Raw genomic sequence first — 25,759 nt, forward strand, 5'->3', positions numbered from 1 at the left:
CGAGGAAAAGGTTCAGGCCGCGAGATCGAACACCAGCACTTCGGCGTCTTCGCCGCCGGAGATCCGGATCACGCTCTCTTCGGCCAGCACGGCGGCATCGCCAGCCCGCAGGCGCTGGCCGTTCACATCGAGGGCACCGCGCACCAGGTGCACGTAGGCCTTGCGATCGGGCCGGATCGCGAGTTCGGCGGTTTCATTGCCGTTGAAGAGCCCGGCGTACATGGACGCATCGGCGTGCACGGTCACCGAACCCTGGGCGCCGTCGGGCGACGCCACCAGGCGCAACTGGCCGCGCTTCTCGGTCTCGGCAAAACTCTTCTGCTCGTAACCGGGCTCGATGCCCGTCACGTCGGGCTCGATCCAGATCTGCAGGAAGTGCGTGGTCGCGTTCGGTGCGTGATTGAACTCGCTGTGGCGCACGCCGGTGCCCGCGCTCATGCGCTGCACGTCGCCGGGCGGAATGCCCTTGACGTTGCCCATGCTGTCCTTGTGGGCCAGGTTGCCCTGCAGCACGTAGCTGATGATTTCCATGTCGCGGTGGCCGTGCGTGCCGAAGCCGGTGCCCGGGGCAATTCGGTCTTCGTTGATCACGCGCAGGTTGCCCCAGCCCATCCAGGCGGGGTCGAAGTACTCGGCAAACGAGAACGAATGGTGGCTCTTGAGCCAGCCGTGGTCGGCATAGCCGCGGGCGTCGGAGCGTCGGATCTGAAGCATGATGAAATCCTTTCGGTCATCGGTGGGGCTGGCCGGGGACCGCTCGCGGATCCGGCTGGCATGGGCTGAATTCTGGGGTGCCGGACCGCCTTCGTGACTGCACGGATTTGATGGCATCATTCAATTCTTTTGAACAATCAACCCGTCGAACCATGCCCACAGCCACGCCCCGCGCCGCCCTGTCCCCGGAGAACCTCGGTCTGCTCGACGCCGTCGCGCGCCTGGGCAGCATGGCCGCCGCCGCGCGCGAACTGGGCATGGTGCCCAGCGCCCTGACCTACCGCGTGCGCCAGATCGAGGACGCGCTGGACGTGCTGCTGTTCGACCGCAGCGCCCGCCGCGCCGTGCTCACGCCCGCGGGTGCCGAGCTGCTGCGCTCGGGCCAGTACCTGCTGACCGAACTTGACGCCGTGGCCGAACGCGTCAAGCGCGTGGCCTCCGGCTGGGAACCGCAGCTCACCATCGCGGCCGACGCCATCATCGCCCGCGCCACACTGTTCGAACTCTGCGAGGCCTTCTATGCCGAGGGCGCCCCCACCCGGCTCAAGCTGCGCGCCGAAACGCTGTCAGGCACGGTCGAAGCCCTGCAAAGCGGACAGGCCGACATCGCCCTGGGCGTGCCCACCGACATCTCGCACACCGACTTCCAGTCCGCGCCCATGGGCACGCTGTCCTTCGTCTACGCGGTCGCGCCTCACCATCCCCTGGCGGGCGCCACCCACAGCCTGTGCGACGAAGAACTGCGCGAGCACCGCGCGGTGGCGGTGGCGGACAGCACGGTGCGCGGGCGCGGCGTCACGCACAACCTGCTGCCCGGGCAGGACGTGCTCACCGTGCCCACCATGCAGCACAAGCTGGAAGCCCATCTGCGCGGCCTGGGCGGTGGCTTCCTTCCCCTGTCGCTGGCGCAACCCTTCATCAACGCCGGGCGCCTGGTGGTGAAAACCGTGCAACGGCCCAACCGCAACCTGCGCGTTTCCTACGCCTGGCGCCAGCCACGCCGAGCGGGCGACACGGGCCGCGCGCTGCGCTGGTGGCTCGATCGCCTGCAGAACCCCAGGACGCGCGGCGCACTGCTGAACAACCACCATCAGGTTTAGGCACCCCCCGCGCCGCCTGCGGCGTCACCCCCCAGGGGGCAACACCTGCGGCCAGGCGGAGCCCGTTCCGCGGTGTTCTTGACGGCGTGCTGCCGCGCGGGGGCGTCTGTCGCTCGTTTCGCTATTGGGGGCAACGCCATCGCGTTCGATGGGGCAACTGATACAGTCGGCAGCACCTCCTCACCCCGAGCGCACCGAGACATGACGAACACCCCACGCCCCCGCGCATCCGCCACCTCGTCCCCGCGTTCCAGAGCCCGCGGCGCTGCGCCCCTGCACATCGCGGTGGTCGGTGGTGGCATGGCGGGCGTGGTGTGCGCGCGCACCCTGGTGCAGGCGGGTCACCGCGTGACGCTGTTCGAGAAGAGCCGTGGATTTGGCGGGCGCATGGCCACCCGGCGCACCGAGTTCGGTGGTTTCGACCACGGCGCGCAGTACTTCACCGTGCGCGACAAACGTTTCGAGACCGCGCTGCGCAGCAACGCCACCAGCGTCGTGCGCCCCTGGAGCGCCAGCACCGTGCGCGTGCTCGACGAGTTCGGCCACGTGCTCGCCAGCGCGCCGCCGCCCACCGAGCCGCACTTCGTCGCCTCGCCTGGCATGAGCGCGCTCGTCAAGCTCTGGGCCCAGCCACTGGCCCAGCCTGAACTGCACGGCGGCCTGCTGGCGCGCACCCTGCTGGAGACCCGTGTCACCCGCATCGAACGCGACGCGCTGCACCCGGCCCAGTGGCAGCTGCGCGCCGAAGACGGGCAAGGCGGCCAGCAGGTGCTGGGCGGATTCGACCGCGTCGTGCTGGCCCTGCCCCACCCGCAGGCGCACGACCTGCTGCTGGCCTCGGGCCTGGCACCCGAGCTGCGCCAGTCGCTCACGCCCGTGCACGTTGCGCCGTGCTGGACGCTGATGGTGGCCTATCCGCAGGCCATGCAGCCCGGCCTGCCCCACCTCGGCCCACAATGGAACGCCGCGCGCAGCACGCACCACCGCATCAGCTGGCTGGCGCGCGAATCGAGCAAGCCCGGCCGTGAACCCATCGAACGCTGGACCGTGCAGGCCAGTCCGGCCTGGTCGACCAAGCACCTGGAGGACGATGCCGAGCGCGTCAAGGCCAAGCTGCTCAAGGGTTTCGCCGAGATCACCGGCATCCGCGCCACGCCCACGCACGCCGTGGCACACCGCTGGCGCTTCGCGCAGACGCAGACGCCACTGGGAAAGAGCCACCTCTTCGACAAGTCGCTGGGCATCGGTGCCTGCGGCGACTGGTGCCTGGGCCACCGCGTGGAAGACGCCTTCGTCTCCGGTCTGGAGATGGCCCTGGCCATCGCCTGAGTCGGTCCGGGCGCAGGCCATGGCGGCCATGTACAGAGGCCGTTTCGCCCCCTCGCCCACAGGCCCTTTGCACGCGGGCTCCCTGGTCGCCGCACTCGCGAGCTGGCTTGACGCGCGCGCCCACGGCGGCGCCTGGCTCGTGCGCATCGAGGACGTGGACACGCCGCGCTGTATCCCGGGCGTGGACGAAATCATCCTGCAACAGCTCGCCACCTGCGGCCTCGTCAGCGACGAACCGGTGGTCTGGCAATCGCGACGTGGGGCGCTTTACCAGCGGGCGCTCGACCGGCTCATCGACACGCAGCGCGCCTACGCCTGCGGCTGCTCGCGCAAGGACATCGAGGCCGCGCTGGTGGCGCAGGGCCTGCGGCGCGAACGCCACCATGCCGCCGTCTACCCCGGCACCTGCCGGCCCGAACAGGGAGGCCTGCAAGGCAAACCCGCGCGCGCCTGGCGATTCGCCATTCACGAGCGCGGCGACGTGCGCTGGACCGACCGGCGACTGGGCCTGCAAACGCAGAACGTCGCCACCGAAGTCGGTGATTTCGTGCTCAAACGCGCCGACGGCCTCTGGGCCTACCAGCTCGCGGTGGTCGTGGACGACGCAGCCCAGGGCATCACACATGTCGTGCGCGGCGAAGACCTGGCCGACAACACCGCACGCCAGATCCTGCTGCAACGCGCGCTCGGCCTGCCCACGCCGGCCTACCTGCACACGCCGCTGGTGCGGGGCGAGAACGGCGAAAAGCTCAGCAAGCAGAACGGTGCGCGGGCGCTGGACCTGGGTGATCCGCTGGCCACGCTGGCGCGCGCCGCGCGGGTGCTGGGGCTGCCCGCGGCACAGGTTGGCACGGTGCACGAGGCGCTCGCGCACTGGGCCGCCCACTGGGCGGCCTAAAATCGCTGCCTTCGCCGACCGATCGCCGCCCCTTCATGACCGACCCCCGCCACGCGCTGCCGCGCACCCCACCGAGCGACGTGCCCTACCTGCGCGAAGTCAAAAGCTACGTGCTGCGCGCGGGGCGCACCACCGTCGGCCAGGCCAGGGCCTACGAGGTCTTCGGCCCGCGCTTCCTGCTCAACTACGTACCGGGTGCCTTCGATGCCGAGGCGGCTTTTGGCCGCTCGGCCCCACTGATCCTGGAGATCGGCTTCGGCATGGGCGGCGCCACGGCGCACATCGCGGGCGTGCGGCCGCAGGACAACTTCCTGTGCTGTGAGGTGCACGAGCCCGGCGTGGGCGCGCTGCTCAAGCTCGCGGGCGAACAGGGGCTGGAGAACATCCGCATCCTGCGCCACGACGCCGTCGAGGTGCTGCAGCACATGCTGGGCGAAGCCAGCCTGGACGGCGTGCACATCTTCTTCCCGGACCCCTGGCACAAGAGCCGCCACCACAAGCGCCGCCTCATCCAGACGCCGTTCGTGAACCAGCTCACGCGCCACCTCAAGCCCGGCGGCTACATCCACCTGGCCACCGACTGGGAGCCGTATGCCCAGCAGATGCTGGAGGTGCTGGGCGCCGAGCCGATGTTGCAGAACACGGCGCAAGCCGGCAGTGGGGGCTTTGTGCCCAAGCCCGACTACCGCCCGCTCACCAAGTTCGAAAACCGCGGTCTCAAGCTGGGCCACGGCGTGTGGGACCTGGTGTTCCGCCGGGTCTGACACCGCGGCTGTGGCGCGCCTGCCCAGGAACCCGCAGATTCCGTCGCGACAGGGCGTTTCGCCCAGTTGCGTGGCGCTGCCCTCCACCAAGCCACCCCCCTGGCCCACCTTGCTGGACTTCCTCGCCGAACGTCTGCACGCCGTGGACCGGGACGACTGGGCGCGGCGCATGGCGCGCGGCGAGGTGCTCGGCGACGACGCCCGGGCGCTGCCGCCCGACGCCCCCTTCCAGCCCGGTGCGCGGGTGTACTACTACCGCCAGCTCGACGACGAGCCCACGGTGCCGTTCGAGGAAGCGGTGCTGTTTCGCGACGCGCACCTGCTGGTGGTCGACAAGCCGCACTTCCTGCCCGTCACACCGGGTGGGCGCTATGTGCAGCAAAGCCTGCTGGTGCGGCTGAAGAACCGGCTGGGCATCGACGCGCTGAGCCCGATCCACCGCATCGACCGCGAAACCGCCGGGCTGGTGGTGTTCAGCCTGCGGCGGCAGGACCGCGACGCCTACCAGGCGCTGTTTCGTGAACGCGCGGTGCACAAGACCTACGAAGCGATCGCGCCCCACGACACGGCCACGGCCTGGCCCGTGCTGCGGCGCAGCCGCATCGTCGAGGAGGACGCTGCCTTCTTCCGCATGACCGAGGTGCCGGGCGAAGCCAACAGCGAGACGCGCATCGAACGGCTGCAATCGCGCGGCGCCTGGGCGCGCTACCGGCTCGAGCCGCTCACCGGCCGGCGCCACCAGCTGCGCGTGCACATGAATGCACTGGGTCTGCCCATCGCGGGCGACCAGTTCTACCCGCGCGTGCTGCGCCGCCCGCACGAAGCCGAGGATTTTTCCAGCCCGCTGCGCCTGCTGGCCAAGGCGATCGCCTTCACCGACCCCGTGACCGGCCAGACGCGGGCCTTCGAAAGCCGGCGGGCGCTGGACTGGCCCGACTGAGCCAGCGCAGCGCCCGCGGGGCGTGGCGGAGAAGCGATCAGGCCTTGATTTCGCGCGCCGTGATCTGGTACTTGAAATCGTCCGGCGCGTAGGAGTCCAGGCGCTGGCCGCCCACCTCGGCCGTGGGGTACATGAAGAAGCCGAGTTCCGGGCCCCGGGCCTGCGGCAATTGCACGTCGTGCGCCATGTTCCAGGCCACCCAGTTGCCCTCCCAGCCACCGAACAGGCCGCGGTTCACCGGCGCCACGACCGGGTGCTGCGTGGTCTTGATCCACTCCGGTGTTTCCTGGCGCATGACCTTGGCCACATCGGCCGGGTCCATGGCCACCCAGCCGTGGCCGGCCAGGTGCACCTCGGCGCGGCAGTGCTGCGCGCCCTTGAGGCTGGCCGGGTTGCCACCGAGTTCCTTGTAGCCAAAGGCCGAAGGCGCCAGGCGCAGGCCGTACACGTCGCGCGCGGGCAGGCCGGCGGCGCGGCACAGGCCGACGAAGACGGCATTGAGGTCGGCGCACTTGCCACCCAGGTTGCCGGTTTCGAGCATGGTCTTGATGTCGCCTTCGCCGCAGCCGCGCACCTTGGGTTCGCGGTAGGTGTTGGTGACCACCCAGTCGTAGATCTGCCGGGCCTTCTGCACGTCGGTGCGCGCGCCGCGCGTGGCCTTGAGCGCGGTCTCGCGCACGATGCCGTCGGTGGGCAGCAGCTCGGTCGGCTGCGTCCAGAAGCGCAGGCTGGCGGCGTCTTCGGCGTGTGCCGTCTTCTGCGACAGGTCGGCCGCGCGGTTGCGCGTCTGCACACGGCTGGTGAGCTCCACATACGGGGCGGCTTCGCCGGCGGCAAAGCTCACATGAAGCATGCGGGCGCCATAGCCACGGTCTTCGGTCAGGCGCGCGCTGCCGTTGCTGCGGAAGTCGCTGGTGAGGGAGCGCTGCCAGTCGCTCTCGACCGAGGGCACGGGCAGCCAGAGCTGGGTGAGGCCATCGGGCTTGACGATGTCCACGCGGGTGGTCACGTCGAAGGTGCGCCAGGCGCCGGGCTGCGGGTTGAATTCGCGCTGCGGCGCGGCGCTGGCCTGCGCCAGGGCGCCGGTGGCGTGGAACAGGGGTGATGCGGCGGCCACGGACGTGGCGGCGCACCGCAGGAAGGTGCGGCGATCGGGGGTCATGAAGAGAACTCCGGAGTGGTGGAACAACGGCGGAATCGCAGACACAGGCTGCGGTGCATCGCCAGGAAACGGCCCGCGCCACGAGGGCGCCGGGATGCTCCGATTATGCGGGCGGGGGCGGTCGGTCCAGCCCGCTCAGCGCGCCATCAAGCGCTCGACCCAGCCCAGCGCCTCGTTGCCGCTCCAGTCGACCTCGCCGCGCACGCGCTCGCGCGCGCGCCCCTGGCGATCGATCAGCACCGTGGTGGGAAACACGCGCACGCCCCAGGCGCGCGCATGCGCCCCCAGCGGATCGAGCCACACCGGCAGGGTGAGGCCGGTCTGCGCCACGAAACGCTGCGCGCGCTGTGGCGGCTCCTTGAAGTTGAGCGCCACCACGGCCAGTTTGTCCTCGCCGAACAGCGGCGGCAGCCCCTCCAGCGTGGGCATCTCGGCGCGGCAGGGCTCGCACCAGCTGGCCCAGAAGTTGAGCAGCACGGCGCGGCCCTTGAGGTCGGCCAGCGAGACCGGCTTGCCGTCCAGGCTGAGCGTTTCCAGCGACGGTGTGGGCGTCTCGAGGGGCCAGTCGCTGCGCTGGAAGGCGGGCGCCTGAGCGTGCGCAGCGCCGCCCGCGGCCAGTGCCCATGCAAAGGCGCCCCCTGCACCGATGCACTGGCGGCGGTTCATCGCATGCATCACAGGCGCTCGGCCACCCAGCCCTGGACCGACTGCAGTGCCTGGGGCAGGCTGCTCGCGTCGGTGCCGCCGGCCATCGCCATGTCGGGCTTGCCGCCGCCCTTGCCACCGACCTGCTGGGCGACGAAGTTCACCAGCTCGCCGGCCTTGAGCTTGCCCATGGTGTCGGCGGTCACGCCCGCGGCCAGCTGCACCTTGCCGCCGTCCGCGGCCGCGAGCACGATGGCGGCGGTCTTGAGCTTGTCCTTGAGCTTGTCCATGGTTTCCCGCAGCGCCTTGGCGTCGGCACCGGCCAGCACCGCCGCCAGCACCTTGACGCCCTTGACGTCGACGGCCTGGTTGACCAGTTCGTCGCCCTGCGCGGCCGCCAGACGGCTCTTGAGCGCGTTCATTTCCCGCTCCAGGTCGCGCATCTGCTCAAGCATGCCGCTCACGCGCGCGGGCACCTCGGACGGTGCCACCTTGAGCGTGCCCGCCACGCCACCAAGCGTCTCTTCCATGCCCTGCACATAGGCCAGTGCATTCAGGCCGGTGACGGCTTCCACGCGGCGCACGCCCGCGGCCACGCCCCCTTCGGCCGTGATCGTGAAGAAGCCGATGTCGCCGGTGCGCGCGACGTGCGTGCCGCCACACAGCTCGCGGCTGGAGCCGATGTCGAGCACGCGCACGGTCTCGCCGTACTTCTCGCCGAACAGCATCACCGCGCCCGTCTTCTGCGCCGACTCGATGTCCATCAGGCGTGCCTGCGTGGCCGCGTTGGCCACGATCTCGGCGTTCACCCGCTGCTCGATGTCGCGGATCTGCGCATCGCTCACCGGGGCGTTGTGGGTGAAGTCGAAGCGCGTCTTGTCGGCATCGACCAGGCTGCCCTTCTGCTGCACGTGATCGCCGAGCACCTCGCGCAGGGCTTTGTGCATCAGGTGGGTAACCGAGTGGTTGCGCACGGTGGCTGCGCGCCGCGCGGTGTCCACTTGTGCATTCACGCTGTCGCCCACGGCCAGCGTGCCCTGCTCCAGCGTGCCGTGGTGGCCGAACACGTCGGCCTTGATCTTCTGCGTGTCGGCCACGGCAAAGCGCGCCGAGCCGCTGGTGATCACGCCCTCGTCGCCCACCTGGCCGCCGCTTTCGGCGTAGAACGGCGTCGTGTCAAGCACCGCCACACCCTGTTGACCGGCCTTGAGTTCGGCCACCGGCGTGCCGTCCAGGTACAGCGCGAGCACCTTGCCCGGCGCTTCGAGCTGCTCGTAGCCCACGAAGGCATTGCCCGCGCCGCTGTAGTCCAGCGCCTTGTCCATCCTGAACTTGCCGGCCGCACGGCCCGCCGCCTTCTGCTTTTCCATGGCGGCATGAAAGCCTGCCTCGTCCACTGAAAGGCCGCGCTCGCGGCAGACGTCGGCCGACAGGTCGAGCGGAAAGCCATAGGTGTCGTGCAGCTTGAAGGCCACGTCGCCGGGCAGCACCTTCTCGCCGTTCGCCAGCGCCGCGTCAAGGATCTCCATGCCGTTGGCCAGGGTCTCGTAGAAGCGCTCCTCCTCGGTCTTGAGCACCTCGGTGATGCGCTGTTCCTGGGCCTTGAGGCGGGGATAGGCGTCGCCCATCAGGCGCACCAGTTCGGCCACCAGCTTGTGGAAGAACGGCGTCTTCTGGCCCAGCTTGTAGCCGTGGCGGATCGCGCGGCGCACGATGCGGCGCTGCACGTAGCCGCGGCCCTCGTTGGAGGGAATCACGCCGTCGCTCACCAGGAAGGCGGTGGCGCGGATGTGGTCGGCGATCACCTTGAGGGAGGGGTTGGCGAGATCGCTGGTGTGCGTCTCGCGCGCAGCGGCCTTGATCAGCGCGTCGAACAGGTCGATCTCGTAGTTGCTGTGAACGTGCTGCAGGATGGCGGCGAGTCGCTCCAGGCCCATGCCGGTGTCCACGCAGGGCGCGGGCAGCGGCGTGACGGCACCGGTCTCGTCCATGTTGAACTGCATGAACACGTTGTTCCAGATCTCGATGAAGCGGTCGCCGTCTTCGTCGGGGCTGCCCGGAGGGCCGCCGGGGATGTGCGGGCCGTGGTCGTAGAAGATCTCGCTGCACGGGCCGCAGGGCCCGGTGTCGGCCATCATCCAGAAGTTGTCGCTCTTGTAGCGTCCGCCCTTGTTGTCGCCAATGCGGATCACGCGCTCGGGCGGCAGGCCGATTTCTTTCGTCCAGATGTCGTAGGCCTCGTCGTCCTCGGCGTACACGGTCGCCAGCAGGCGCTCCTTGGGCAGCTGGTAGACCTCGGTCAGCAGCTCCCAGGCCCACTTGAGCGATTCGCGCTTGAAGTAGTCGCCAAAGCTCCAGTTGCCCAGCATTTCAAAGAAGGTGTGGTGGCGCGCGGTGTAGCCCACGTTCTCCAGGTCGTTGTGCTTGCCGCCGGCGCGCAGGCAGGCCTGCACCGAGGCCGCGCGCACATAGGGGCGCTTGTCGGTCCCGAGGAACACGTCCTTGAACTGCACCATGCCGGAGTTGGTGAACATGAGCGTGGGGTCGTTGCCGGGCACCAGCGGGCTGGACGCCACCACGGTGTGGCCCTTGGAGGCGAAGAAGTCCAGGAAGGTCTTGCGGATGTCGGCAACGGAAGCGGGGCGGGTCATGGTGGCCTTGTGGTTGTCGGTCGGTGTCGGAATGCGCTCGGCGCTCGCGCGCGCAACCCGCTATTTTCCAACATGCGGGGCGCCCCGGGCGCGGCGGGGCGAAATCGGGTGGATCGGGCCGCGCCGTCGCCAGCGGCACTGCAGGCGCCGGAGCATGGGGCTATGCTGGACGACCATTCAGCGGCACAATCCCGGCTCAATTATTTAACAAGTTAAATGATTGCCCCCTGCCCACCCGGTCACGCACCGCATCGCACCGACGGAGACACCCCCATGGACATGAAGACATCCCCCCTGGCCCAGCTCAAGGACCCCACCCTGCTCAAGACCGACGGCCTGATCAACGGGCAGTGGGTGCCGGGCAAGGCCCGCTTCGACGTGCTCGACCCCGCCACCGGCCACAAGCTGGCCGATGTGGCCAACCTTGGCTCGCAGGACGCGGAGGCCGCCATCGCCGCGGCCAACGCCGCCTGGCCGGCCTGGAAGGGCAAGACCGCCAAGGAGCGCAGCATCATCCTGCGCAAGTGGTTCGACCTGCTGATGGCCAACCAGGACGACCTGGGCCGCCTGATGACCGCCGAGCAGGGCAAGCCCTACGCCGAAGCCAAAGGTGAAGTGGCCTATGCCGCCAGCTTCGTCGAGTGGTTCGCCGAAGAGGCCAAGCGCGTCAACGGTGAAACCCTGCCCCAGTTCGACAACAACCGCCGCCTGCTGGTGCTGCGCCAGCCCATCGGCGTGTGCGCGGCCATCACGCCCTGGAACTTCCCGCTGGCGATGATCACGCGCAAGGTCGCGCCCGCGCTGGCCGCGGGCTGCCCGGTGATCATCAAGCCCGCCGAGCTCACGCCTCTGACCGCGCTGGCCGCGGCCGAGCTCGCGATCCGCGCCGGCATTCCGGCCGGCGTGTTCAACCTCATCACCGCCGACAGCGACAACAGCATCGCCGTGGGCAAGGCCCTCTGCGCCAGCGACGTGGTGCGCCACCTGAGCTTCACCGGTTCCACCGAAGTCGGCCGCATCCTGATGGCGCAGAGCGCGCCCACGGTGAAGAAGCTGTCGCTCGAACTCGGCGGCAACGCGCCCTTCATCGTGTTCGACGACGCCGACATCGACTCCGCCGTGGAAGGCGCGATCGCCAGCAAGTACCGCAATGCGGGCCAGACCTGCGTCTGCGCCAACCGCATCTATGTGCAGGACGGCGTGTACGACGCCTTCGTGCAGAAGTTCGCCGCCAAGGTCCAGGCGTTCAAGGTCGGCAACGGCTTCACCGAGGGCGTGGTGCAGGGCCCGCTGATCGAGGACGCCGCCGTGGCCAAGGTGCAGCGCCATGTGGAGGACGCGGTGGCCAAGGGTGGCAAGGTGCTGACCGGCGGCAAGAAGCTGCAGGGCCAGTTCTTCGAGCCCACGGTGGTGGCCGAGGCCACGTCCGACATGCTCTGCGCCCGGGAAGAAACCTTCGGCCCCTTCGCGCCGGTGTTCCGCTTCAAGACCGAGCAGGAAGCCATCGATGCCGCCAACAACACCGAGTTCGGCCTGGCCAGCTACTTCTACAGCCGCGACGTGGGCCGCATCTTCCGCGTGAGCGAGGCGCTGGAGTACGGCATGGTCGGCATCAACGTGGGCATCATCGCCACCGAGCACGTGCCCTTCGGCGGCGTCAAGCAGTCCGGCCTGGGCCGCGAGGGCTCGCACCACGGCATGGACGACTACGTGGAAATCAAGTACCTGTGCGTGGGCGACGTCCTGAAGTGACGCCGCCGATGTTCAAGGACTGGCACAACCCCTACCCTGTCTCCCGCGCGCCGCTGATGGCGCGCAACGTGGTGGCCACCTCGCAGCCACTGGCCGCGCAGGCCGGCCTGCGCATGCTGCTCAAGGGTGGCAACGCCATCGATGCGGCCATCGCGGCCGCCGCCGCGCTCACCGTGGTCGAGCCCTGCTCCAACGGCCTGGGCAGCGACAACTTCGCCATCGTCTGGGACGGCGAGCGGCTGCAGGGCATGAACGCGTCAGGTGCGGCGCCGGCGGGCTGGAATCCCGGGTACTTTCGCCGCAAGCACGGCCAGATCCCCCTGCGCGGCTTTGACGCTGTCTCGGTGCCGGGCGCGGTGGCGGGCTGGGTCGCGCTGTCGGAGCGCTTTGGCGCCCTGCCCTTTGCCGACCTGCTGGAACCCGCCATCGAACTCGGCGAAGCGGGTTATGCCGTCACCCCGGTGATCGCGCACAAGTGGGCCATGGCCCGACCGCTGCTGAAAGACCAGCCAGGCTATGCGCAAGCCTTTCTGCCCCGGGGCCGTGCACCGCTGGCGGGCGAACGTTTCGTGTTTCCCGACGCCGGCCGCGCCCTGCGCCGCATCGCCGAGACGCGGGGCGAGGCGTTCTACCAGGGCGAGATCGCCTCAGCCATCGACGCCTTCGCGCGCGAACACGGCGCGCAACTGCGGGCCAGCGACCTGGCGGCCCACACCGTCGAGTGGGTCGACACCATCCGCGTGCCCTTTGCCGGCCACGAGGTACACGAACTGCCACCCAACGGCCAGGGCATTGCCGCGCTGATGGCGCTGGGCATGCTGCAGGCGCTGGACATAGGCCAGTACGGCGTCGATAGCGTCGAAGGCCAGCACCTGCAGATCGAGGCCATCAAGCTCGCGTTCGCCGACACCTACCGCTGGGTGGCCGACCCGCGCTCCATGACCGAGGTGCGCGCGGCCGACCTGCTCGACCCCGCGTATCTGCGCGAGCGCGCAAAACGCATCGACCCGAAGCGCGCGATCGACCCCGGCCCGGGCCAGCCACCGCGCGGCGGCACGGTGTACCTGACCACCGCCGACGCGCAGGGCCGCATGGTGAGCTTCATCCAGAGCAACTACCTGGGCTTTGGCAGCGGCGTGGTCGTGCCCAGCTGGGGCGTGAGCCTGCACAACCGCGGCCACGGCTTCACGCTGCAGGACGGGCACCCCAACCAGGTCGCGCCGGGCAAGCGCCCGTTCCACACCATCATCCCCGGCTTCCTCACGCGCGACGGCCAGCCGGTGATGGGCTTTGGCGTGATGGGCGCGAACATGCAGCCGCAAGGCCACGTGCAGACGCTGGTGCGCATGCTGGTGCACGGCCAGCAACCGCAGGCCGCGAGCGATGCGCCGCGCTGGAAGTGGGGCCAGGGCCTGGACGTGGACTTCGAACCCACCATGGCCCCCGAGCTGCGCGACGGCCTCAAGGCCCTGGGCCATCGTTTCGAGCCCACGGCCGACACGTACCTGGATTTCGGCAGCGGTCAGTTCGTCGCGCGCCTGAGCGACGACCTCGCCGACGGCTACGTGGCCGCGAGCGATTCGCGGCGCGATGGGCAAGCAGTGGGGTTCTGAGGCGGGGTGCACACCACGCGCGAAGGGTGGTGCAGAGCGGGTGAAGGGAATCGAACTGTTGCGTGTAAGCCGCAGAAACCCATGGGATTGACGTATAGGGAGTCACATTCACTCCATCCACTTCCCCCGACAAGCAGGTTCGCATCCTGGCGGCGTCGGTCACACTATCGATCATCGCGAGAACTAAACGCCTGTGCTAGCTCCCAGGTGTTCGTGCGCGACCGGTGTGGAAACTTAACTTACTCTGAGGCTTGAGTGCGCAAAACACCTACCACCTTGATTCTCGGTGCTGGCTCAAGTTGTGCCTTTGGTTTTCCAACCGGCGAAGGGCTGAGACGGCTCATCATCAGCTACAGAGATCGTGAAGATGTCTGCATGCACATCGGTTATGGGCAACAGTCGGTGCGTCGATTTGTTGACGCGTTCGCCGAGTCGCAGCTGAATTCAATCGACGCCTTTTTGGGACGGAATGTTGCGGATTCGGAAGTCGGCAAACGCTTGATTGCATTTGCGCTGCTGGATCGGGAGAGTGAAGCTAAGTTGTTCGACGACGTGAATGATCATTGGTATCGATACATGCACAACGAGATCGTCAACCCAATCTCTGAATGGGAAAACTTGGACTTGTCATGGTTATCGATCGTCACCTTCAACTATGAGAGATCGCTGGAGCACTTTCTTTTCCGCTCTTTGGCTCGCGCGTATTTGCGCAAGCCCGCTGAAGTCTGGGAGAAGCTCAAGCAACTTCAGGTCGTACATGTGTACGGGAAACTGGGTAGTCTCGACAATGGTGATCAGACGGCTTGGGCTCCATTCGGTGAAATACAGACGGATCACCTAGACACGTTTGTGCAACGTGCCGCAAAAGGCATCCAGGTTGTTCCTGAGGGCCGCGTGGATTCGCCAAGCTTTCTCGAGGCTCAAAGGTTGATTCGTGCAGCAAAGGCGATATTCTTTTTGGGGTTCGGCTTTGACAAGGTAAACATCGAACGCCTTGGCGCTCCTGACGTATTTCTCATCGAGCTAGGAAGACCAAAAGCTATCCACAGCACCGTGTACGGATTGACCAATGCTGAGATTACCCTCGCTTGCCAGCGCGTTGTGGGTGCACCTCAAGCGCCAACCATGAGATCAAACACTTTGAATGGCAATTGCTTGGCACTCCTGCGCGAGACCTTGCCCTTCACAGAGGAGTAGGTGCATGTCCGACGCGCTCTTGGCCGCCATCATTGCTGGTTCGGTTGCAATCTCTGTGGCGCTTCTTACGCAGTTCGCAGCAGAGGCGTACCGCAGGCACCGTGAAGGAAGCTCGGTTGCTGCAGCGCTTGCGGGTGAACTTGCCGCCTATAGCCCTGCAATCAACACACTGTCCGAGGAGTTGGGGCGTTGGCTCAAAACAGTGGCTGCCGGTGATCGAGAGTTCTTGGTTATTCGTACGATCGAGCGCCCGACTGACGTAGTTTTTCCGGAGATGGTGGAAAAGCTCGGATTACTCGGGGTAGTTCTGGTTGAAAAGGTTGTGTTCGTTTACGGGCAGATTCACGCATTCCGCGTTGGCCATGAACTGATCAGTCAACACCACTTGACCATGGATGACGATGAGCTGATGGGACGGCTCACTTCTTGCGTCTTCGCTCTAATGGCAGCCCACGAAGAAGGTGAACAACTAATCAACCTGCTGAAGGCACGAGCGCAAAGGCGCTTTGTCCCAGGCTCGCGTTCCTTTTGGTGGACGGTGTGCCCGCTGCTTGTGGTGGGTTCCGCGTTGCTCGTCTATCGGTGACGGAGCATCTCTGCGCAACTATGTGCTGGGACATGCCCCACGCGCGCAAAGCATCCACTGTGGTGGCGTTGCGAGCATTCAAAACGCCTCGGCCTCGTCATCTTTCATACCGACTTGAAGGCTTATGACGCCATATGGGAGTCAGAAAATAATTGGAGCGGGTGAAGGGAATCGAACCCTCGTATGAAGCTTGGGAAGCTGCCGTTCTGCCATTGAACTACACCCGCGTCTGGCCGCCGATTCTAGCGGCTTGCCGCCGCCCTGCCCCACTCAGTCCTTCAGCAGTCCCGCCAGCAGCCGGCTCACGTGCACCGCCTCGCGCTGCGCGCCGTCGTGGATCTGGTGGCGGCAGCTGGTGCCGTCGGCGACCACGATGGCGTCGGGCGTGGCGCGCACGGCGGGCAGCAGGCTGAGTTCGGCCATCTGCATCGAAACGTCGTGGTGCGAAGCGTCGAAACCGAAGCTGCCGGCCATGCCGCAGCAGCTGCTCTCGATCAATTGCGGCTTTGCGCCGGGGATCCAGCGCAGCACCTCCAGAATGGGCGAGACGGCGTCGAAGGCTTTCTGGTGGCAGTGGCCGTGCAGCAGCACCGGCCGGGTCACCGGCTTGATCTTTGCCTTCAGGTCTTGCAGCCGCCCGGCCCGGGCTTCACGCGCCAGGAACTCCTCGAACAGCAGCGCGTGATCGGCGATCTGCTGTGGCGCCTCGCCCAGGCCCATCACCAGCATCTCGTCGCGCAGGGTCAGCAGGCACGAGGGCTCCAGCCCCACGATGGCGATGCCCTGCTGCGCGAAGGGCAGCAGGCTCTGCACCACCTCGCGCGCCTTCTCCCTGGCCTGTTCCACCATGCCGCTGGCCAGGTAGGTGCGGCCGCAGCACAGGTGCTGGCCATCTTCCGGGGCTTTGGTGGCCACATGCACGGTGTAGCCCGCGGCCTGCAGCACGTTCACGGCGGCGTGCGCGTTCTCTGATTCAAAGTAGCCGTTGAAGGTGTCGACGAACAGCACCACGCCGCGCTCGGCGGCCAGGACTTGCTCGCGCGTCGCGGTCTTCATGGCACCGTTGAAGAAGTGGCGCATGCGCCATGCCGGCAGGCTGCGCCGCGCCGAGATGCCCAGCCACTTTTCGGTCAACAAGGCCAGCAGCGGCACGCGGTTGCGCAGGTTGAGCACGGGCGCCAGGCGCGCCGCCCAGCGGGCGTAGTTCGGCAAGTGCGCCACCAGCCGGTCCTTGAGGGTGTGGCCGTGTTGCGCCTTGTAGTGCTGCAGGAATTCGACCTTCATGCGCGCCATGTCCACGCCGGTGGGGCAGTCGCGCTTGCAGCCCTTGCAGCCGACGCAGAGGTCCATGGCCTCGTGCACCACCTCGCTGGCGAGCGCGTCCGCGCCCGAAAGGCCGGGAATCTGCCCGCTGAGCGCCAGGCGCAAGGTGTTGGCGCGGCCGCGCGTGAGGTGTTGCTCGTCACGCGTGACGCGGTAGCTTGGGCACATGGTGCCGGCGTCGAACTTGCGGCAGTGGCCGTTGTTGTTGCACATCTCCACCGCCTTGGCCAGGCCGCGCGCCGGGTCGCCGCCGGTGCCGGGCGCGGTGGTCACTTCGGTCACGGGGTCGGCCTGCACGTCCCACGCGCTCCAGTCCAGCGCGGGCGTGATGGGCACGACCTTGTAGCCCGGCGGAAAGCGCATCAGGCGCGTGTCGTCCATCTTCGGCGGGTTGACGATGCGGTTGGGCGAGAACAGGCCGGTGGGGTCGAGGTGCTGCTTGATGCGGGCAAAGGCCTCGTTGATGCGCGGGCCGAACTGCCATTCGATCCATTCGCCGCGGCACAGGCCGTCGCCGTGTTCGCCGCTGTAGGCGCCCTTGTACTTGCGCACCAGTTCACTGGCTTCCTCGGCGATCGCGCGCATCTTGCTCGCGCCCTCGCGCCGCATGTCCAGGATGGGCCGCACGTGAAGCGTGCCCACCGAGGCGTGGGCGTACCAGGTACCCCGGCTGCCGTGCTTGTGGAACACCTGCGTGAGCGCGTCGGTGTACTCGGCCAGGTGCACCAGCGGCACGGCGCAATCCTCGATGAAGCTCACCGGCTTGCCGTCGCCGCGCAGGCTCATCATGATGTTCAGGCCGGCCTTGCGCACTTCCCACAGGGCCTTCTGCGGCGCGTCGTCCACCATTTCGACCACGCTGCCGGGCAGGCCCAGGTCCCCCATGAGTTCAACCAGCTCGCGGATCTTGTGCGCGATGTCGGCCTTGCTCGGGCCGCTGAATTCCACCAGCAGCACGGCCTCGGGCTTGCCGCCGTTGATGTGGGGCGAGAGCGCGGTGCGGATGGTGGGCGCAAACGCCGGGTTCCGCAGCGAGAGCTCGATCATCGTGCGGTCCACCAGCTCCACCGCGGTGAGCTGACCCACGGCCATGCCCTCGCCCAGCTTGACGATGTGCTGCGCACTGTCCATCGCCTGGAAGAAGGTGGGGAAGTTCACCACGCCCAGCACCTTGGCGCGCGGCAGTTCGCTCAACCGCAGCTTGAGTGAGTGCGTGAGCGCGAGCGTGCCTTCGCTGCCGATGAGCAGGTGGGCCAGGTTGACCGAGCCGTCGTGCGTGTAGGGCCGCTCGTTCTGGTTGCGGAAGATGTCCAGGTTGTAGCCCGCGACGCGGCGCAACACCTTGGGCCAGCGCGCGTCGATCTCGTCGGCGTTCTCCATCGCGAGATCACGCACAAAGTCACCAATGGCTTTCGCTTGCGGGCCGGCCGTGGCGTGGTCGCCGAAGTCCACCAGGCTGCCGTCGGCCAGCCAGGCCTGCGCGCCCAGCACGTTGTGCACCATGTTGCCGTAGGCCACCGAGCGGCTGCCGCAGGAGTTGTTGCCCGCCATGCCGCCCAGCGTGGCCTGCGCGCTGGTGGACACATCCACCGGGTACCACAGGCCGTGGGCTTTCAGCTGCGCGTTGAGGTGGTCGAGCACCAGGCCGGGTTCCACGGTGGCGGTGCGCTCCTGAGCGTTCACATCGAGCACGCGCCGCATGTGCTTGCTGTGGTCGATGACCAGGCCTGCGCCCACCGTCTGCCCGCACTGGCTGGTGCCGCCGCCGCGCGGCACGATGGGCACGGCCATGTCGCGGCAGATGTCGAGCGCCAGGCGCACGTCGGTGGCATCGCGCGGCACGAACACGCCCACCGGCATCTGCTGGTAGATCGACGCGTCGGTGGCGTAGCGGCCGCGGTCGGCGGGCGAGAACAGCACCTCGCCGCGGGTCTGTACGCGCAGGCGCCGCGCGAGCTCGCCGGCCACTTCATTGCTGGCGCGGGCCACGGCCTCGTAAGCCGCGTCGGGCGTGCCGCCGGCCACCTTCAGGGGCAGGGGCGCGTTCATTCGGCGCGGCCCCCGTGCTGCAGGGCCTGGGCTTCCTGCTCGCGCAACTGCTCCAGCACCACGTCGCGCTTGTTGTTGAGGTGGCTGGTGAGCACGCGGCGCAGCGCGGCCGGCTCGCGCGCCTCCAGCGCCTGGACCATGGCTTCGTGCTCCTGCACCGCGCGGCTCCACTTCTCGCCGTCCTGGTTGGAGCGGAAGCGCAGCGCCTGCAGCCGGGCGTTGACCTGGTTGTAGGTGCTGGTGAGCACCGGGTTCTTGGCCGCGGCGTTCATGCAGCGGTGGATGGTCGCGTTGAGCTGGTAGTAGGTGGAGAGGTCGCGCCGCGTGTACGCGGCCAGCATCTCGTAGTGCAGGGCCTTGATCTCGGCCAGTTCGGCATCGGTGATGCGCTGCGCCGCGAGTTCGCCCGAGAGCGCTTCCAGCCCCGCCATCACCTCGAAAGTGTTGTGCACGTCGGCCACGCTGAGCTGCACGGCCACCGAACCGCGGTTGGGCAGCAGCTCGACCAGGCCCTCGGCGGCGAGCATCTTGATCGCCTCGCGCAAGGGCGTGCGCGAGATGCGCAGCTCTTCACACAAGGTGCGCTCGTTGAGCTTGGCGCCCGGTGCAATGCGCCCTTCCACCAGCATCTGGCGCAGCCGGCTGGCGACCTGTTCGTGCAGCACGGGGCGCGGAATGGAGAGGATCTCTGCGGTCATGTCGGCAATTTTGTATTCAAAAAAACCAAAAGAAAAGAGGATTTTAGGGGTGATTACCCTTGACACTTGTATTTTGAATACAAAAAATAGGCTGCAATCTTCAACCAAGGCCGCCGCGCATGCTGATCACCAACTCCCACCCCACCGGGCGCCACTTCCTGCAGATCCCGGGGCCATCGCCCGTGCCGGACCGCATCCTGCGCGCCATGAGCCTGCCCACCATCGACCACCGCGGCCCCGAGTTCGGCCGCCTGGGGCTGAAGGTGCTGGCCGACATGCAGAAGATCTTCAAGACCAGGCACCCCGTCATGATCTACCCGGCATCGGGCACCGGCGCCTGGGAGGCGGCACTGGTGAACACGCTCAACACCGGTGACCACGTGCTGATGTACGAAACCGGGCATTTCGCCTTTCTCTGGCACCGCCTGGCCACCCAGCTCGGCCTGAAGGCCGAGGTGCTGAGCCTGCCGGGCCTGGAGGGCTGGCGCAACGGCGTGCAGGCCGACCTGATCGAGCAGCGCCTGCGGCAGGACAGCGCGCACGGCATCAAGGCGGTGTGCGTGGTGCACAACGAGACCTCCACCGGTGTCACCAGCGACATCGCCGCGGTGCGCCGCGCGATCGACGCCGCGAAGCACCCGGCCCTGCTGCTGGTCGACACCATCTCCGGCCTGGCCGGTGCCGACTACGAGCACGACGCCTGGGGGATCGACGTGTCCATCAGCGGATCGCAAAAGGGCCTGATGCTGCCGCCCGGCATCAGCTTCAACGCGCTTTCGCCCAAGGCCATCGAAGCCAGCAAGGCCTGCAGGACGCCGCGCAGCTACTGGGGCTGGGGCGAAATGCTGGAGATGAACAAGAACGGCTACTGGCCGTCCACGCCCAACACCAACCTGCTCTATGGCCTGAGCGAGGCCTGCGACATGCTGCAGGCCGAGGGCTTGCCCGCGGTGTTCGCGCGCCACCAGCGCTGGGCCGCGGGCGTGCGCGCCGCGGTCAAGGCCTGGGGGCTGCCGATCCAGTGCGCCGACCCGGCCGTGTATTCGCCCATCCTCACCGGCGTGATGACGCCCGAGGGCGTGGACGCCGACGCGGTGCGCAAGATCGTTTACGAGCGCTTCGACTGCTCGCTGGGCACCGGCCTGGGCAAGGTCAAGGGCCGCATGTTCCGCATCGGCCACCTGGGCGACAGCAACGACCTCACCCTCGTGGCCACCGTCGCTGGCTGCGAAATGGGCCTGCAGCTCGCGGGCGTGAAGCTCGCCGGCTCGGGCGTGGCGGCCATCACCGACCACTTCAGCCGCCACCCGGGCGGCCTGCTCATGGCCTGAGCGCCTTCGTGTTCTTCTGCCTCGTGTCGTCCGTGGGCGAGGCAATCTTTTCAGCGGACATCAACGACAAGGAGACAGACATGCCGACACAGACCTTCAAGTTCCTGGCCTTCCGAGGCCCCCTGCGCAAGGTGGCCGCCGCCATGTTGCTGGGCGCCACATCGTTGCTGGGCACCACCGCGGCGCACGCGCAGATGGAGATCAAGCTCGGCCACGTGGGCGGGCCCGGCTCGCTGTTCGAGCGCTCGGCCAACGAGTTCGCGCGCGTGGCCAACGAACGCCTGGGCACCAAGGCCAAGGTGGTGGTGTTCGGCTCCAGCCAGCTCGGCGGCGACGCCGAGATGATGCAGAAGCTGCGTCTGGGCACGCTCGAACTCGCGCTGCCCTCCACCGTGATGTCGTCCACCGTGCCGGCCTTCGGCATGTTCGAGATGCCCTACCTGGTGAAGAACCGCGATCACATGAAGGCCATCGAGCAGGCGGTGGTCTGGCCCGCGCTGGCGCCCATGGCCGACGAGAAGGGCTACAAGATCCTGGGCGTGTGGGAAAACGGGTTCCGCAACGTGACCAACAACGTGCGCCCCATCAACAAGCCCGAGGACCTCAAGTCCATGAAGCTGCGCGTGCCGCAGGGCGTGTGGCGCGTGAAGATGTTCCAGGCCTACGGCGCGAACCCGTCGCCCATGGCGCTGTCCGAAGTGTTCGTGGCTCTGCAGACGGGCGTGATGGACGGGCAGGAAAACCCGCTCACGCAGATCTACTCGTCCAAGTTCCAGGAGGTGCAGAAGTACCTCTCCATGACCGGCCACGTGTACACACCGGCCTACCTCACCGCCGGCTCGCGCAAGTTCAGCTCGCTGCCGGCCGACGTGCGCGAGGTGCTGGAGAAAACCGCCAAGGACGTGCAGCCCTTCGTCTACAAGACCGCCGCCGAGCTGGACAAGGAACTGGTGGACAAGATCAAGGCCGCGGGTACCCAGGTGAACGACCCCGACAAGAACGCCTTCATCGCCGCGAGCAAGGCGGTCTACACCGAGTTCGGCAAGGAAGTGCCCGACGGCGCCAAGCTGGTCGACAAGGCGGTTGAACTGGGCGCGAAGTTCTGACGCGCGCCTGAGCCGCCATCCGGACCCGCCGCTGGGCGGGCCGGATTTCCCCCATCCTCGTCGCACCCACCAGGGCCCACCGTGCTGCAAACCCTAAGACTCGCATTCGAACGCGCGCTCACCGCCTTCGTCGTCCTCCTGCTCGGCTCGCTGGCGGTCATCGTCCTCATGGGCGTGGTCTACCGCAAGCTCGGCATTCCCATGGTCTGGTACGACGAGGTGGCCTCGATCGCGCTGGCCTGGCTCACCTACTACGGCGCCGGGCTGGCCGCGCTCAAACGCGCGCACATCGGCTTTCCCGGCCTGGTCAACGCCATGAAGCCCACCCTGCGCGTGCCCCTGGTGCTGCTGGGCGAGGGCATCGTCATCCTGTTTTTCGCGCTGCTGGGCTGGTACGGCTTCCAGGTGCTGGTGATTCTTGAAGGCGACGCCATGGTCAGCCTGCCCTGGGTGCCCACGCGTCTGACGCAGTCGGTGATCCCGGTCGGATCCCTGATCTTCATCGTCGCGCAGTTGCTCACCCTGCCCGAGCTGCTGCGCCAGGCGCGCGGCGCGGGCGTGATCGACGCCGAAAAACAGGAAATGCAGCGCGAGATTGAAAAGGCGATGCAATCATGATGCCCCTGCTGATGTTCCTGGGCCTGGTGGCCCTGATCCTGATCAACGTGCCCATTGCCATCGCGCTGGGCTCGGTGGCCATGGTGGCCATGGTGTGGCACGGCGGCGCCGAATCGCTGCTGAGCGCGGCCATCACCATGTTCAACGGCGCGACCAGTTTTCCGCTGCTGGCGATTCCGCTGTTCGTGCTGGCTGGCGCCATCATGAATTCGTCCAGCCTGTCGCGTCGGCTCATTGCCTTTGCCTCCGCGCTGTTCGGCTTCATCAAGGGCGGCCTGGCGATGGTCAACATCGGCACCTCGCTGTTCTTCGCCGAAATATCCGGCTCCGCCGTGGCCGACGTGGCCGCCATGGGCTCGATCCTGGTGCCGGCGATGAAGAAGAAGGGTTACCCCAAGGAGTTCGCGGCAGCGGTGACCTCGTCGTCCGCCACGCTGGCCATCATCATCCCGCCCTCGATCCCGATGATCCTGTACGCGGTGATGGCCGAGACCTCGGTGGTGCAGCTCTTCGTGGCCGGCATCGTGCCCGGCATCCTCGGCGGGGGCGGCATGATGGCACTGGCCTACTGGTACGCCAAGCGCTACAACTACCCGGTGGAAGAGGTGTTCAGCTGGCAGCGCGTGAAGAGCACCTTCAAGGACGCGGCCTGGGCCTTCCTGCTGCCCCTGATCATCCTGGGCGGCATCTTCGGCGGCGTGGTCACCGCCACCGAGGGCGCGGCGCTGGCGGTGGTGGCCGCGCTGTTCATCGGCGCGGTGATCTATCGCGAACTCAACCTCAGGCACCTGATGGACTCGATGGTCGAGGGCAGCGTGCAGACCGCGGTGGTGATGCTGCTGGTGGCCGCCTCCGCCCTGCTCGGCCACCTGCTCACCGAGCAGCAGATGCCGCAGCAATTGGCCGCGTGGATCGCTTCGCTGACCGACAACAAGTGGGCGGTGCTGGCCATCCTGAACGTGTTCTTCCTTCTGGCGGGGCTGTTCCTGCACTCGGCGGCGGCCATCATCCTGGTGGTGCCCATCGTGATGCCGCTGGTCAAGGCGGTGGGCATCGACCCGGTGCACTTCGGCCTGATCGTCACGCTCAACCTGGGCATCGGCCAGCAGACGCCGCCCGTGGCCAGCGTGCTGGCCACGGCCTGCTCCATCGCCAAGGCCGACATGTGGAAGGTCACGCGCGTGAACCTGCCCTTCATCGGCGTGCTCATGGCGCTGCTGCTGCTGGTGACCTATGTGCCTGCGGTGCCGATGTTCCTGGTGGAGGTGTTCTACCGATGAGTGCCACCGACGACAGCGGTCGCGTTGTACTGCACATCGATGGCGGCATTGCCACGGTGGTGTTTCACCGCCCTGCCGCGCGCAACGCCATGACCTGGGTCATGTACCAGCAACTTGCCGAAGCCTGCGAGCGGCTCGCCGCAGACACCACGGTGCGCGCGGTGCTGCTGCGCGGCGCTGGAGGCCAGGCCTTTGTGGCAGGCACCGACATCGCCCAGTTCGCGCATTTTCACGACGGTGAAGATGGCATCGCGTACGAGCGCCAGATCGACGCCGGCATCACGCAACTGGCCAGCCTGCCCATGCCCACCATCGCCCTCGTCGAGGGCTGGGCCGTGGGTGGTGGCCTGGCGATCGCCACCGCCTGCGACTTCCGCCTGGCCACACCGGGCACGAAATTCGGCGTGCCGATCGCGCGCACGCTGGGCAATGGCCTGTCAATGGCCAACATCGCGCGGCTGCGCGCGGCCTGGGGCCACGAACGCGTCAGGCGCATGCTGCTGCTGGCCGAGATGGTGGGCGCCGACGAAGCGCTGGCCTGCGGCTACCTGCTCGCCACCGCACCATCCGAGGCGCTGGGCGACGAAGGTCTGGCGCTGGCACAACGGCTGGTCGCGCTCGCGCCTGTGACGCAGCGCGTGAGCAAGGTCGCGCTGCAGCGCCTGGCAGTGCACGACCTGCCCGATGGCGACGACCTCATTCGGGCGGTTTACGGCAGCGAGGATTTCCGCGAGGGTGTGAGCGCCTTTGTCGAGAAGCGCACCCCGGTCTGGAAAGGCCGGTGAACATGTCACAGCCCACCCGCAGCGGCCCCCTGGCGGGCGTGCGCGTGCTCGAGATCACCCAGATCATGTCGGGCCCCACCTGCGGCCTGTTGCTGGCCGACATGGGCGCGGACGTGATCAAGATCGAGAAGTTGCCCGGCGGCGACGACGCGCGCGGCTACCGCGATCCGCAGGTCGGGGGGGTGTCGGCGCCGTTCATGATGATGAACCGCAACAAACGCGGGCTGGCACTGAACCTCAAGAACCCGGCGGGCCGCGAGCTGCTCAAGCGCATGGTGCGGGACGCCGACGTGCTGGTCGAGAACTTCCGCGGCGGCACCATGGACAAGCTCGGCCTGGGCCCCGAGGTGCTGCTCGCCATCAACCCCGCCCTCGTCTACTGCGCCATCACCGGCTACGGCCGCACCGGGCCTTACGCGGACAAGGGAGGCTTCGACCTCATCGCGCAAGGCTTTGCGGGCCTGATGTCCATCACCGGCGAGCCGGGCCGGCCTCCGGCCAAGAGCGGCAGCGCGGTCTCGGACATGAATGCCGGCATTCTCGCGGCGCTGGGCATCCTGGCGGCCTACATCCATCGTCTGAAAACCGGTGAGGGCCAGGTGGTGGACACCTCGCTCGCCGACGCCGCCCTGCAGCAGACCTACTGGCACGCCGCGGTGTGGTTCGCCACGCAGCGCTCGCCGCAACCCACCGGCTCGGCGCACATCCTCACCGCGCCCTACCAGGCCTTCGAGGCGAGTGACGGCTGGATCAACATCGGTGGCGCCAACCAGGCCAACTGGGAACGCATCTGCGACGTGCTCGGCCACCCCGAATGGCGCAGCGATGCGCGTTTCGCCACCAACAGCGACCGCATGGCCCACCTCGACGAGCTGGTGGCCCTGATGAACGCGGTGGTGCGCCAGCGCACGCGCGCGCAGTGGCAGGCCGACTTCGACGCCGCCGGCGTGCCCGCCGGCCCGGTGCACACAATTGGCGAAGCGCTGAGCCATCCGCAGACGCGGGCGCGGGGCATGGTGGTGGAACTGCAGCACCCCCAGGCGGGCACCACGCACGCCATCGGCTGCCCCATACATTTTTCGGCCACGCCCACGCAGACCGATGCGCCGGCGCCGCTGCTGGGCCAGCACACCCGGGAGGTGCTGGGTGGCTTCGGGTTGACGGACGCGGAGATCGACACCCTGATCGACGAGGGCGTGGTGGGCACGCCCGCCTGAT

Annotated in this window: 21 protein-coding genes and 1 tRNA gene; 15 read left to right on the forward strand and 7 right to left on the reverse strand. The window is 67.7% G+C overall.

From position 1 onward, the window contains the following. Positions 1 to 12 precede the first annotated feature (12 nt). Positions 13 to 714 carry a pirin family protein gene (locus AB7P10_RS18635; RefSeq protein ID WP_428295341.1) on the reverse strand — a complete coding sequence of 234 codons (702 nt, stop codon included), beginning with the start codon at positions 712 to 714 and terminating at the stop codon, positions 13 to 15. Positions 715 to 866: 152 nt separating this feature from the next. Between AB7P10_RS18635 and AB7P10_RS18640 the strand changes: the two genes are divergently transcribed. From AB7P10_RS18640 to AB7P10_RS18660, 5 genes are all read left to right on the forward strand, one after another. Next, on the forward strand, positions 867 to 1,814 hold the full coding sequence (locus AB7P10_RS18640; protein ID WP_428295342.1) for a LysR family transcriptional regulator: 948 nt from the start codon (positions 867 to 869) through the stop codon (positions 1,812 to 1,814). Positions 1,815 to 2,015: 201 nt separating this feature from the next. Next, entirely contained in the window at positions 2,016 to 3,143 is a 1,128-nt protein-coding gene (locus AB7P10_RS18645) for an NAD(P)/FAD-dependent oxidoreductase (RefSeq protein WP_428295343.1), read from the forward strand. 19 nt (positions 3,144 to 3,162) lie between these two features. Then, on the forward strand, positions 3,163 to 4,041 hold the full coding sequence (gluQRS, locus tag AB7P10_RS18650; RefSeq protein WP_428295344.1) for a tRNA glutamyl-Q(34) synthetase GluQRS: 879 nt from the start codon (positions 3,163 to 3,165) through the stop codon (positions 4,039 to 4,041). A 35-nt stretch (positions 4,042 to 4,076) separates the two neighbouring features. Then, a complete protein-coding gene (gene trmB / locus AB7P10_RS18655; RefSeq protein ID WP_428295345.1) occupies positions 4,077 to 4,805 on the forward strand; it encodes a tRNA (guanosine(46)-N7)-methyltransferase TrmB in 729 nt (242 codons plus the stop codon). A 10-nt stretch (positions 4,806 to 4,815) separates the two neighbouring features. Then, on the forward strand, positions 4,816 to 5,745 hold the full coding sequence (locus tag AB7P10_RS18660) for a pseudouridine synthase (RefSeq protein ID WP_428295346.1): 930 nt from the start codon (positions 4,816 to 4,818) through the stop codon (positions 5,743 to 5,745). Positions 5,746 to 5,782: 37 nt separating this feature from the next. Here AB7P10_RS18660 and AB7P10_RS18665 read toward each other — a convergent pair whose 3' ends face one another. From AB7P10_RS18665 to alaS, 3 genes are all read right to left on the reverse strand, one after another. Beyond that, on the reverse strand, positions 5,783 to 6,907 hold the full coding sequence (locus AB7P10_RS18665; RefSeq protein WP_428295347.1) for a transglutaminase-like domain-containing protein: 1,125 nt from the start codon (positions 6,905 to 6,907) through the stop codon (positions 5,783 to 5,785). Between the two features lie 135 nt (positions 6,908 to 7,042). Then, positions 7,043 to 7,573, reverse strand: a complete 531-nt coding sequence (locus tag AB7P10_RS18670; RefSeq protein ID WP_428295348.1) for a TlpA disulfide reductase family protein — start codon at positions 7,571 to 7,573, stop codon at positions 7,043 to 7,045. 8 nt (positions 7,574 to 7,581) lie between these two features. After that, entirely contained in the window at positions 7,582 to 10,203 is a 2,622-nt protein-coding gene (gene alaS, locus AB7P10_RS18675; protein ID WP_428295349.1) for an alanine--tRNA ligase, read from the reverse strand. Between the two features lie 273 nt (positions 10,204 to 10,476). Between alaS and AB7P10_RS18680 the strand changes: the two genes are divergently transcribed. The 4 genes from AB7P10_RS18680 (at position 10,477) to AB7P10_RS18695 (ending at position 15,351) form a co-directional block, all read left to right on the forward strand. Then, positions 10,477 to 11,955: an NAD-dependent succinate-semialdehyde dehydrogenase gene (locus AB7P10_RS18680; protein ID WP_428295350.1), complete on the forward strand. Its 1,479-nt coding sequence runs from the start codon at positions 10,477 to 10,479 to the stop codon at positions 11,953 to 11,955. Positions 11,956 to 11,963: 8 nt separating this feature from the next. Next, positions 11,964 to 13,568, forward strand: coding sequence for a gamma-glutamyltransferase family protein (locus AB7P10_RS18685; protein WP_428295351.1), 1,605 nt, complete (start codon positions 11,964 to 11,966; stop codon positions 13,566 to 13,568). Positions 13,569 to 13,823: 255 nt separating this feature from the next. Continuing rightward, positions 13,824 to 14,765, forward strand: coding sequence for a hypothetical protein (locus tag AB7P10_RS18690; protein ID WP_428295352.1), 942 nt, complete (start codon positions 13,824 to 13,826; stop codon positions 14,763 to 14,765). A 4-nt stretch (positions 14,766 to 14,769) separates the two neighbouring features. After that, positions 14,770 to 15,351, forward strand: coding sequence for a hypothetical protein (locus tag AB7P10_RS18695; protein WP_428295353.1), 582 nt, complete (start codon positions 14,770 to 14,772; stop codon positions 15,349 to 15,351). Positions 15,352 to 15,504: 153 nt separating this feature from the next. On the opposite strand, the gene AB7P10_RS18700 is transcribed toward AB7P10_RS18695, so the two are convergent. The 3 genes from AB7P10_RS18700 to AB7P10_RS18710 form a co-directional block, all read right to left on the reverse strand. Further along, positions 15,505 to 15,578, reverse strand: a tRNA-Gly gene (locus AB7P10_RS18700). A gap of 43 nt (positions 15,579 to 15,621) precedes the next feature. Further along, positions 15,622 to 18,723 carry an FAD-binding and (Fe-S)-binding domain-containing protein gene (locus AB7P10_RS18705; RefSeq protein WP_428295354.1) on the reverse strand — a complete coding sequence of 1,034 codons (3,102 nt, stop codon included), beginning with the start codon at positions 18,721 to 18,723 and terminating at the stop codon, positions 15,622 to 15,624. Beyond that, positions 18,720 to 19,421 (reverse strand): GntR family transcriptional regulator, encoded by a 702-nt coding sequence (locus AB7P10_RS18710; protein WP_428295355.1) that lies wholly within the window; start codon positions 19,419 to 19,421, stop codon positions 18,720 to 18,722. The genes AB7P10_RS18705 and AB7P10_RS18710 overlap by 4 nt, the downstream gene beginning before the upstream one ends. A gap of 119 nt (positions 19,422 to 19,540) precedes the next feature. Between AB7P10_RS18710 and AB7P10_RS18715 the strand changes: the two genes are divergently transcribed. The 6 genes from AB7P10_RS18715 (at position 19,541) to AB7P10_RS18740 (ending at position 25,758) form a co-directional block, all read left to right on the forward strand. Next, positions 19,541 to 20,752, forward strand: a complete 1,212-nt coding sequence (locus AB7P10_RS18715) for a pyridoxal-phosphate-dependent aminotransferase family protein (RefSeq protein WP_428295356.1) — start codon at positions 19,541 to 19,543, stop codon at positions 20,750 to 20,752. Positions 20,753 to 20,832: 80 nt separating this feature from the next. Next, positions 20,833 to 21,858 carry a TRAP transporter substrate-binding protein gene (locus tag AB7P10_RS18720; RefSeq protein ID WP_428295357.1) on the forward strand — a complete coding sequence of 342 codons (1,026 nt, stop codon included), beginning with the start codon at positions 20,833 to 20,835 and terminating at the stop codon, positions 21,856 to 21,858. 81 nt (positions 21,859 to 21,939) lie between these two features. Beyond that, the gene (locus tag AB7P10_RS18725; RefSeq protein WP_428295358.1) at positions 21,940 to 22,476 is read left to right on the forward strand and encodes a TRAP transporter small permease; all 537 of its coding nucleotides are present in this window, start codon (positions 21,940 to 21,942) and stop codon (positions 22,474 to 22,476) included. Beyond that, positions 22,473 to 23,756, forward strand: coding sequence for a TRAP transporter large permease (locus tag AB7P10_RS18730; protein ID WP_428295359.1), 1,284 nt, complete (start codon positions 22,473 to 22,475; stop codon positions 23,754 to 23,756). Before AB7P10_RS18725 ends, AB7P10_RS18730 begins: the two co-directional genes overlap by 4 nt. Next, positions 23,753 to 24,541 (forward strand): enoyl-CoA hydratase/isomerase family protein, encoded by a 789-nt coding sequence (locus AB7P10_RS18735; RefSeq protein WP_428295360.1) that lies wholly within the window; start codon positions 23,753 to 23,755, stop codon positions 24,539 to 24,541. The genes AB7P10_RS18730 and AB7P10_RS18735 overlap by 4 nt, the downstream gene beginning before the upstream one ends. A 2-nt stretch (positions 24,542 to 24,543) precedes the next feature. Next, entirely contained in the window at positions 24,544 to 25,758 is a 1,215-nt protein-coding gene (locus AB7P10_RS18740) for a CaiB/BaiF CoA transferase family protein (protein ID WP_428295361.1), read from the forward strand. Position 25,759 lies beyond the last annotated feature (1 nt).

It is taken from the genome of Hydrogenophaga sp. (assembly GCF_050182545.1).
Taxonomy (GTDB): Bacteria; Pseudomonadota; Gammaproteobacteria; order Burkholderiales; family Burkholderiaceae_C; genus Hydrogenophaga.

What these genes read in the sequence shown, in the direction of transcription:
- AB7P10_RS18695 (WP_428295353.1), top strand. Translation starts at nt 14,770, where the DNA reads ATGTCCGACGCGCTCTTGGCCGCCATCATTGCTGGTTCGGTTGCAATC.
- AB7P10_RS18730 (WP_428295359.1), top strand. Translation starts at nt 22,473, where the DNA reads ATGATGCCCCTGCTGATGTTCCTGGGCCTGGTGGCCCTGATCCTGATC.
- gluQRS (WP_428295344.1), top strand. Translation starts at nt 3,163, where the DNA reads ATGGCGGCCATGTACAGAGGCCGTTTCGCCCCCTCGCCCACAGGCCCT.
- AB7P10_RS18720 (WP_428295357.1), top strand. Translation starts at nt 20,833, where the DNA reads ATGCCGACACAGACCTTCAAGTTCCTGGCCTTCCGAGGCCCCCTGCGC.
- AB7P10_RS18705 (WP_428295354.1), bottom strand. Translation starts at nt 18,723, where the DNA reads ATGAACGCGCCCCTGCCCCTGAAGGTGGCCGGCGGCACGCCCGACGCG.
- AB7P10_RS18635 (WP_428295341.1), bottom strand. Translation starts at nt 714, where the DNA reads ATGCTTCAGATCCGACGCTCCGACGCCCGCGGCTATGCCGACCACGGC.
- alaS (WP_428295349.1), bottom strand. Translation starts at nt 10,203, where the DNA reads ATGACCCGCCCCGCTTCCGTTGCCGACATCCGCAAGACCTTCCTGGAC.
- AB7P10_RS18640 (WP_428295342.1), top strand. Translation starts at nt 867, where the DNA reads ATGCCCACAGCCACGCCCCGCGCCGCCCTGTCCCCGGAGAACCTCGGT.
- trmB (WP_428295345.1), top strand. Translation starts at nt 4,077, where the DNA reads ATGACCGACCCCCGCCACGCGCTGCCGCGCACCCCACCGAGCGACGTG.
- AB7P10_RS18715 (WP_428295356.1), top strand. Translation starts at nt 19,541, where the DNA reads ATGCTGATCACCAACTCCCACCCCACCGGGCGCCACTTCCTGCAGATC.
- AB7P10_RS18645 (WP_428295343.1), top strand. Translation starts at nt 2,016, where the DNA reads ATGACGAACACCCCACGCCCCCGCGCATCCGCCACCTCGTCCCCGCGT.
- AB7P10_RS18735 (WP_428295360.1), top strand. Translation starts at nt 23,753, where the DNA reads ATGAGTGCCACCGACGACAGCGGTCGCGTTGTACTGCACATCGATGGC.
- AB7P10_RS18685 (WP_428295351.1), top strand. Translation starts at nt 11,964, where the DNA reads ATGTTCAAGGACTGGCACAACCCCTACCCTGTCTCCCGCGCGCCGCTG.
- AB7P10_RS18740 (WP_428295361.1), top strand. Translation starts at nt 24,544, where the DNA reads ATGTCACAGCCCACCCGCAGCGGCCCCCTGGCGGGCGTGCGCGTGCTC.
- AB7P10_RS18710 (WP_428295355.1), bottom strand. Translation starts at nt 19,421, where the DNA reads ATGACCGCAGAGATCCTCTCCATTCCGCGCCCCGTGCTGCACGAACAG.
- AB7P10_RS18665 (WP_428295347.1), bottom strand. Translation starts at nt 6,907, where the DNA reads ATGACCCCCGATCGCCGCACCTTCCTGCGGTGCGCCGCCACGTCCGTG.
- AB7P10_RS18670 (WP_428295348.1), bottom strand. Translation starts at nt 7,573, where the DNA reads ATGAACCGCCGCCAGTGCATCGGTGCAGGGGGCGCCTTTGCATGGGCA.
- AB7P10_RS18680 (WP_428295350.1), top strand. Translation starts at nt 10,477, where the DNA reads ATGGACATGAAGACATCCCCCCTGGCCCAGCTCAAGGACCCCACCCTG.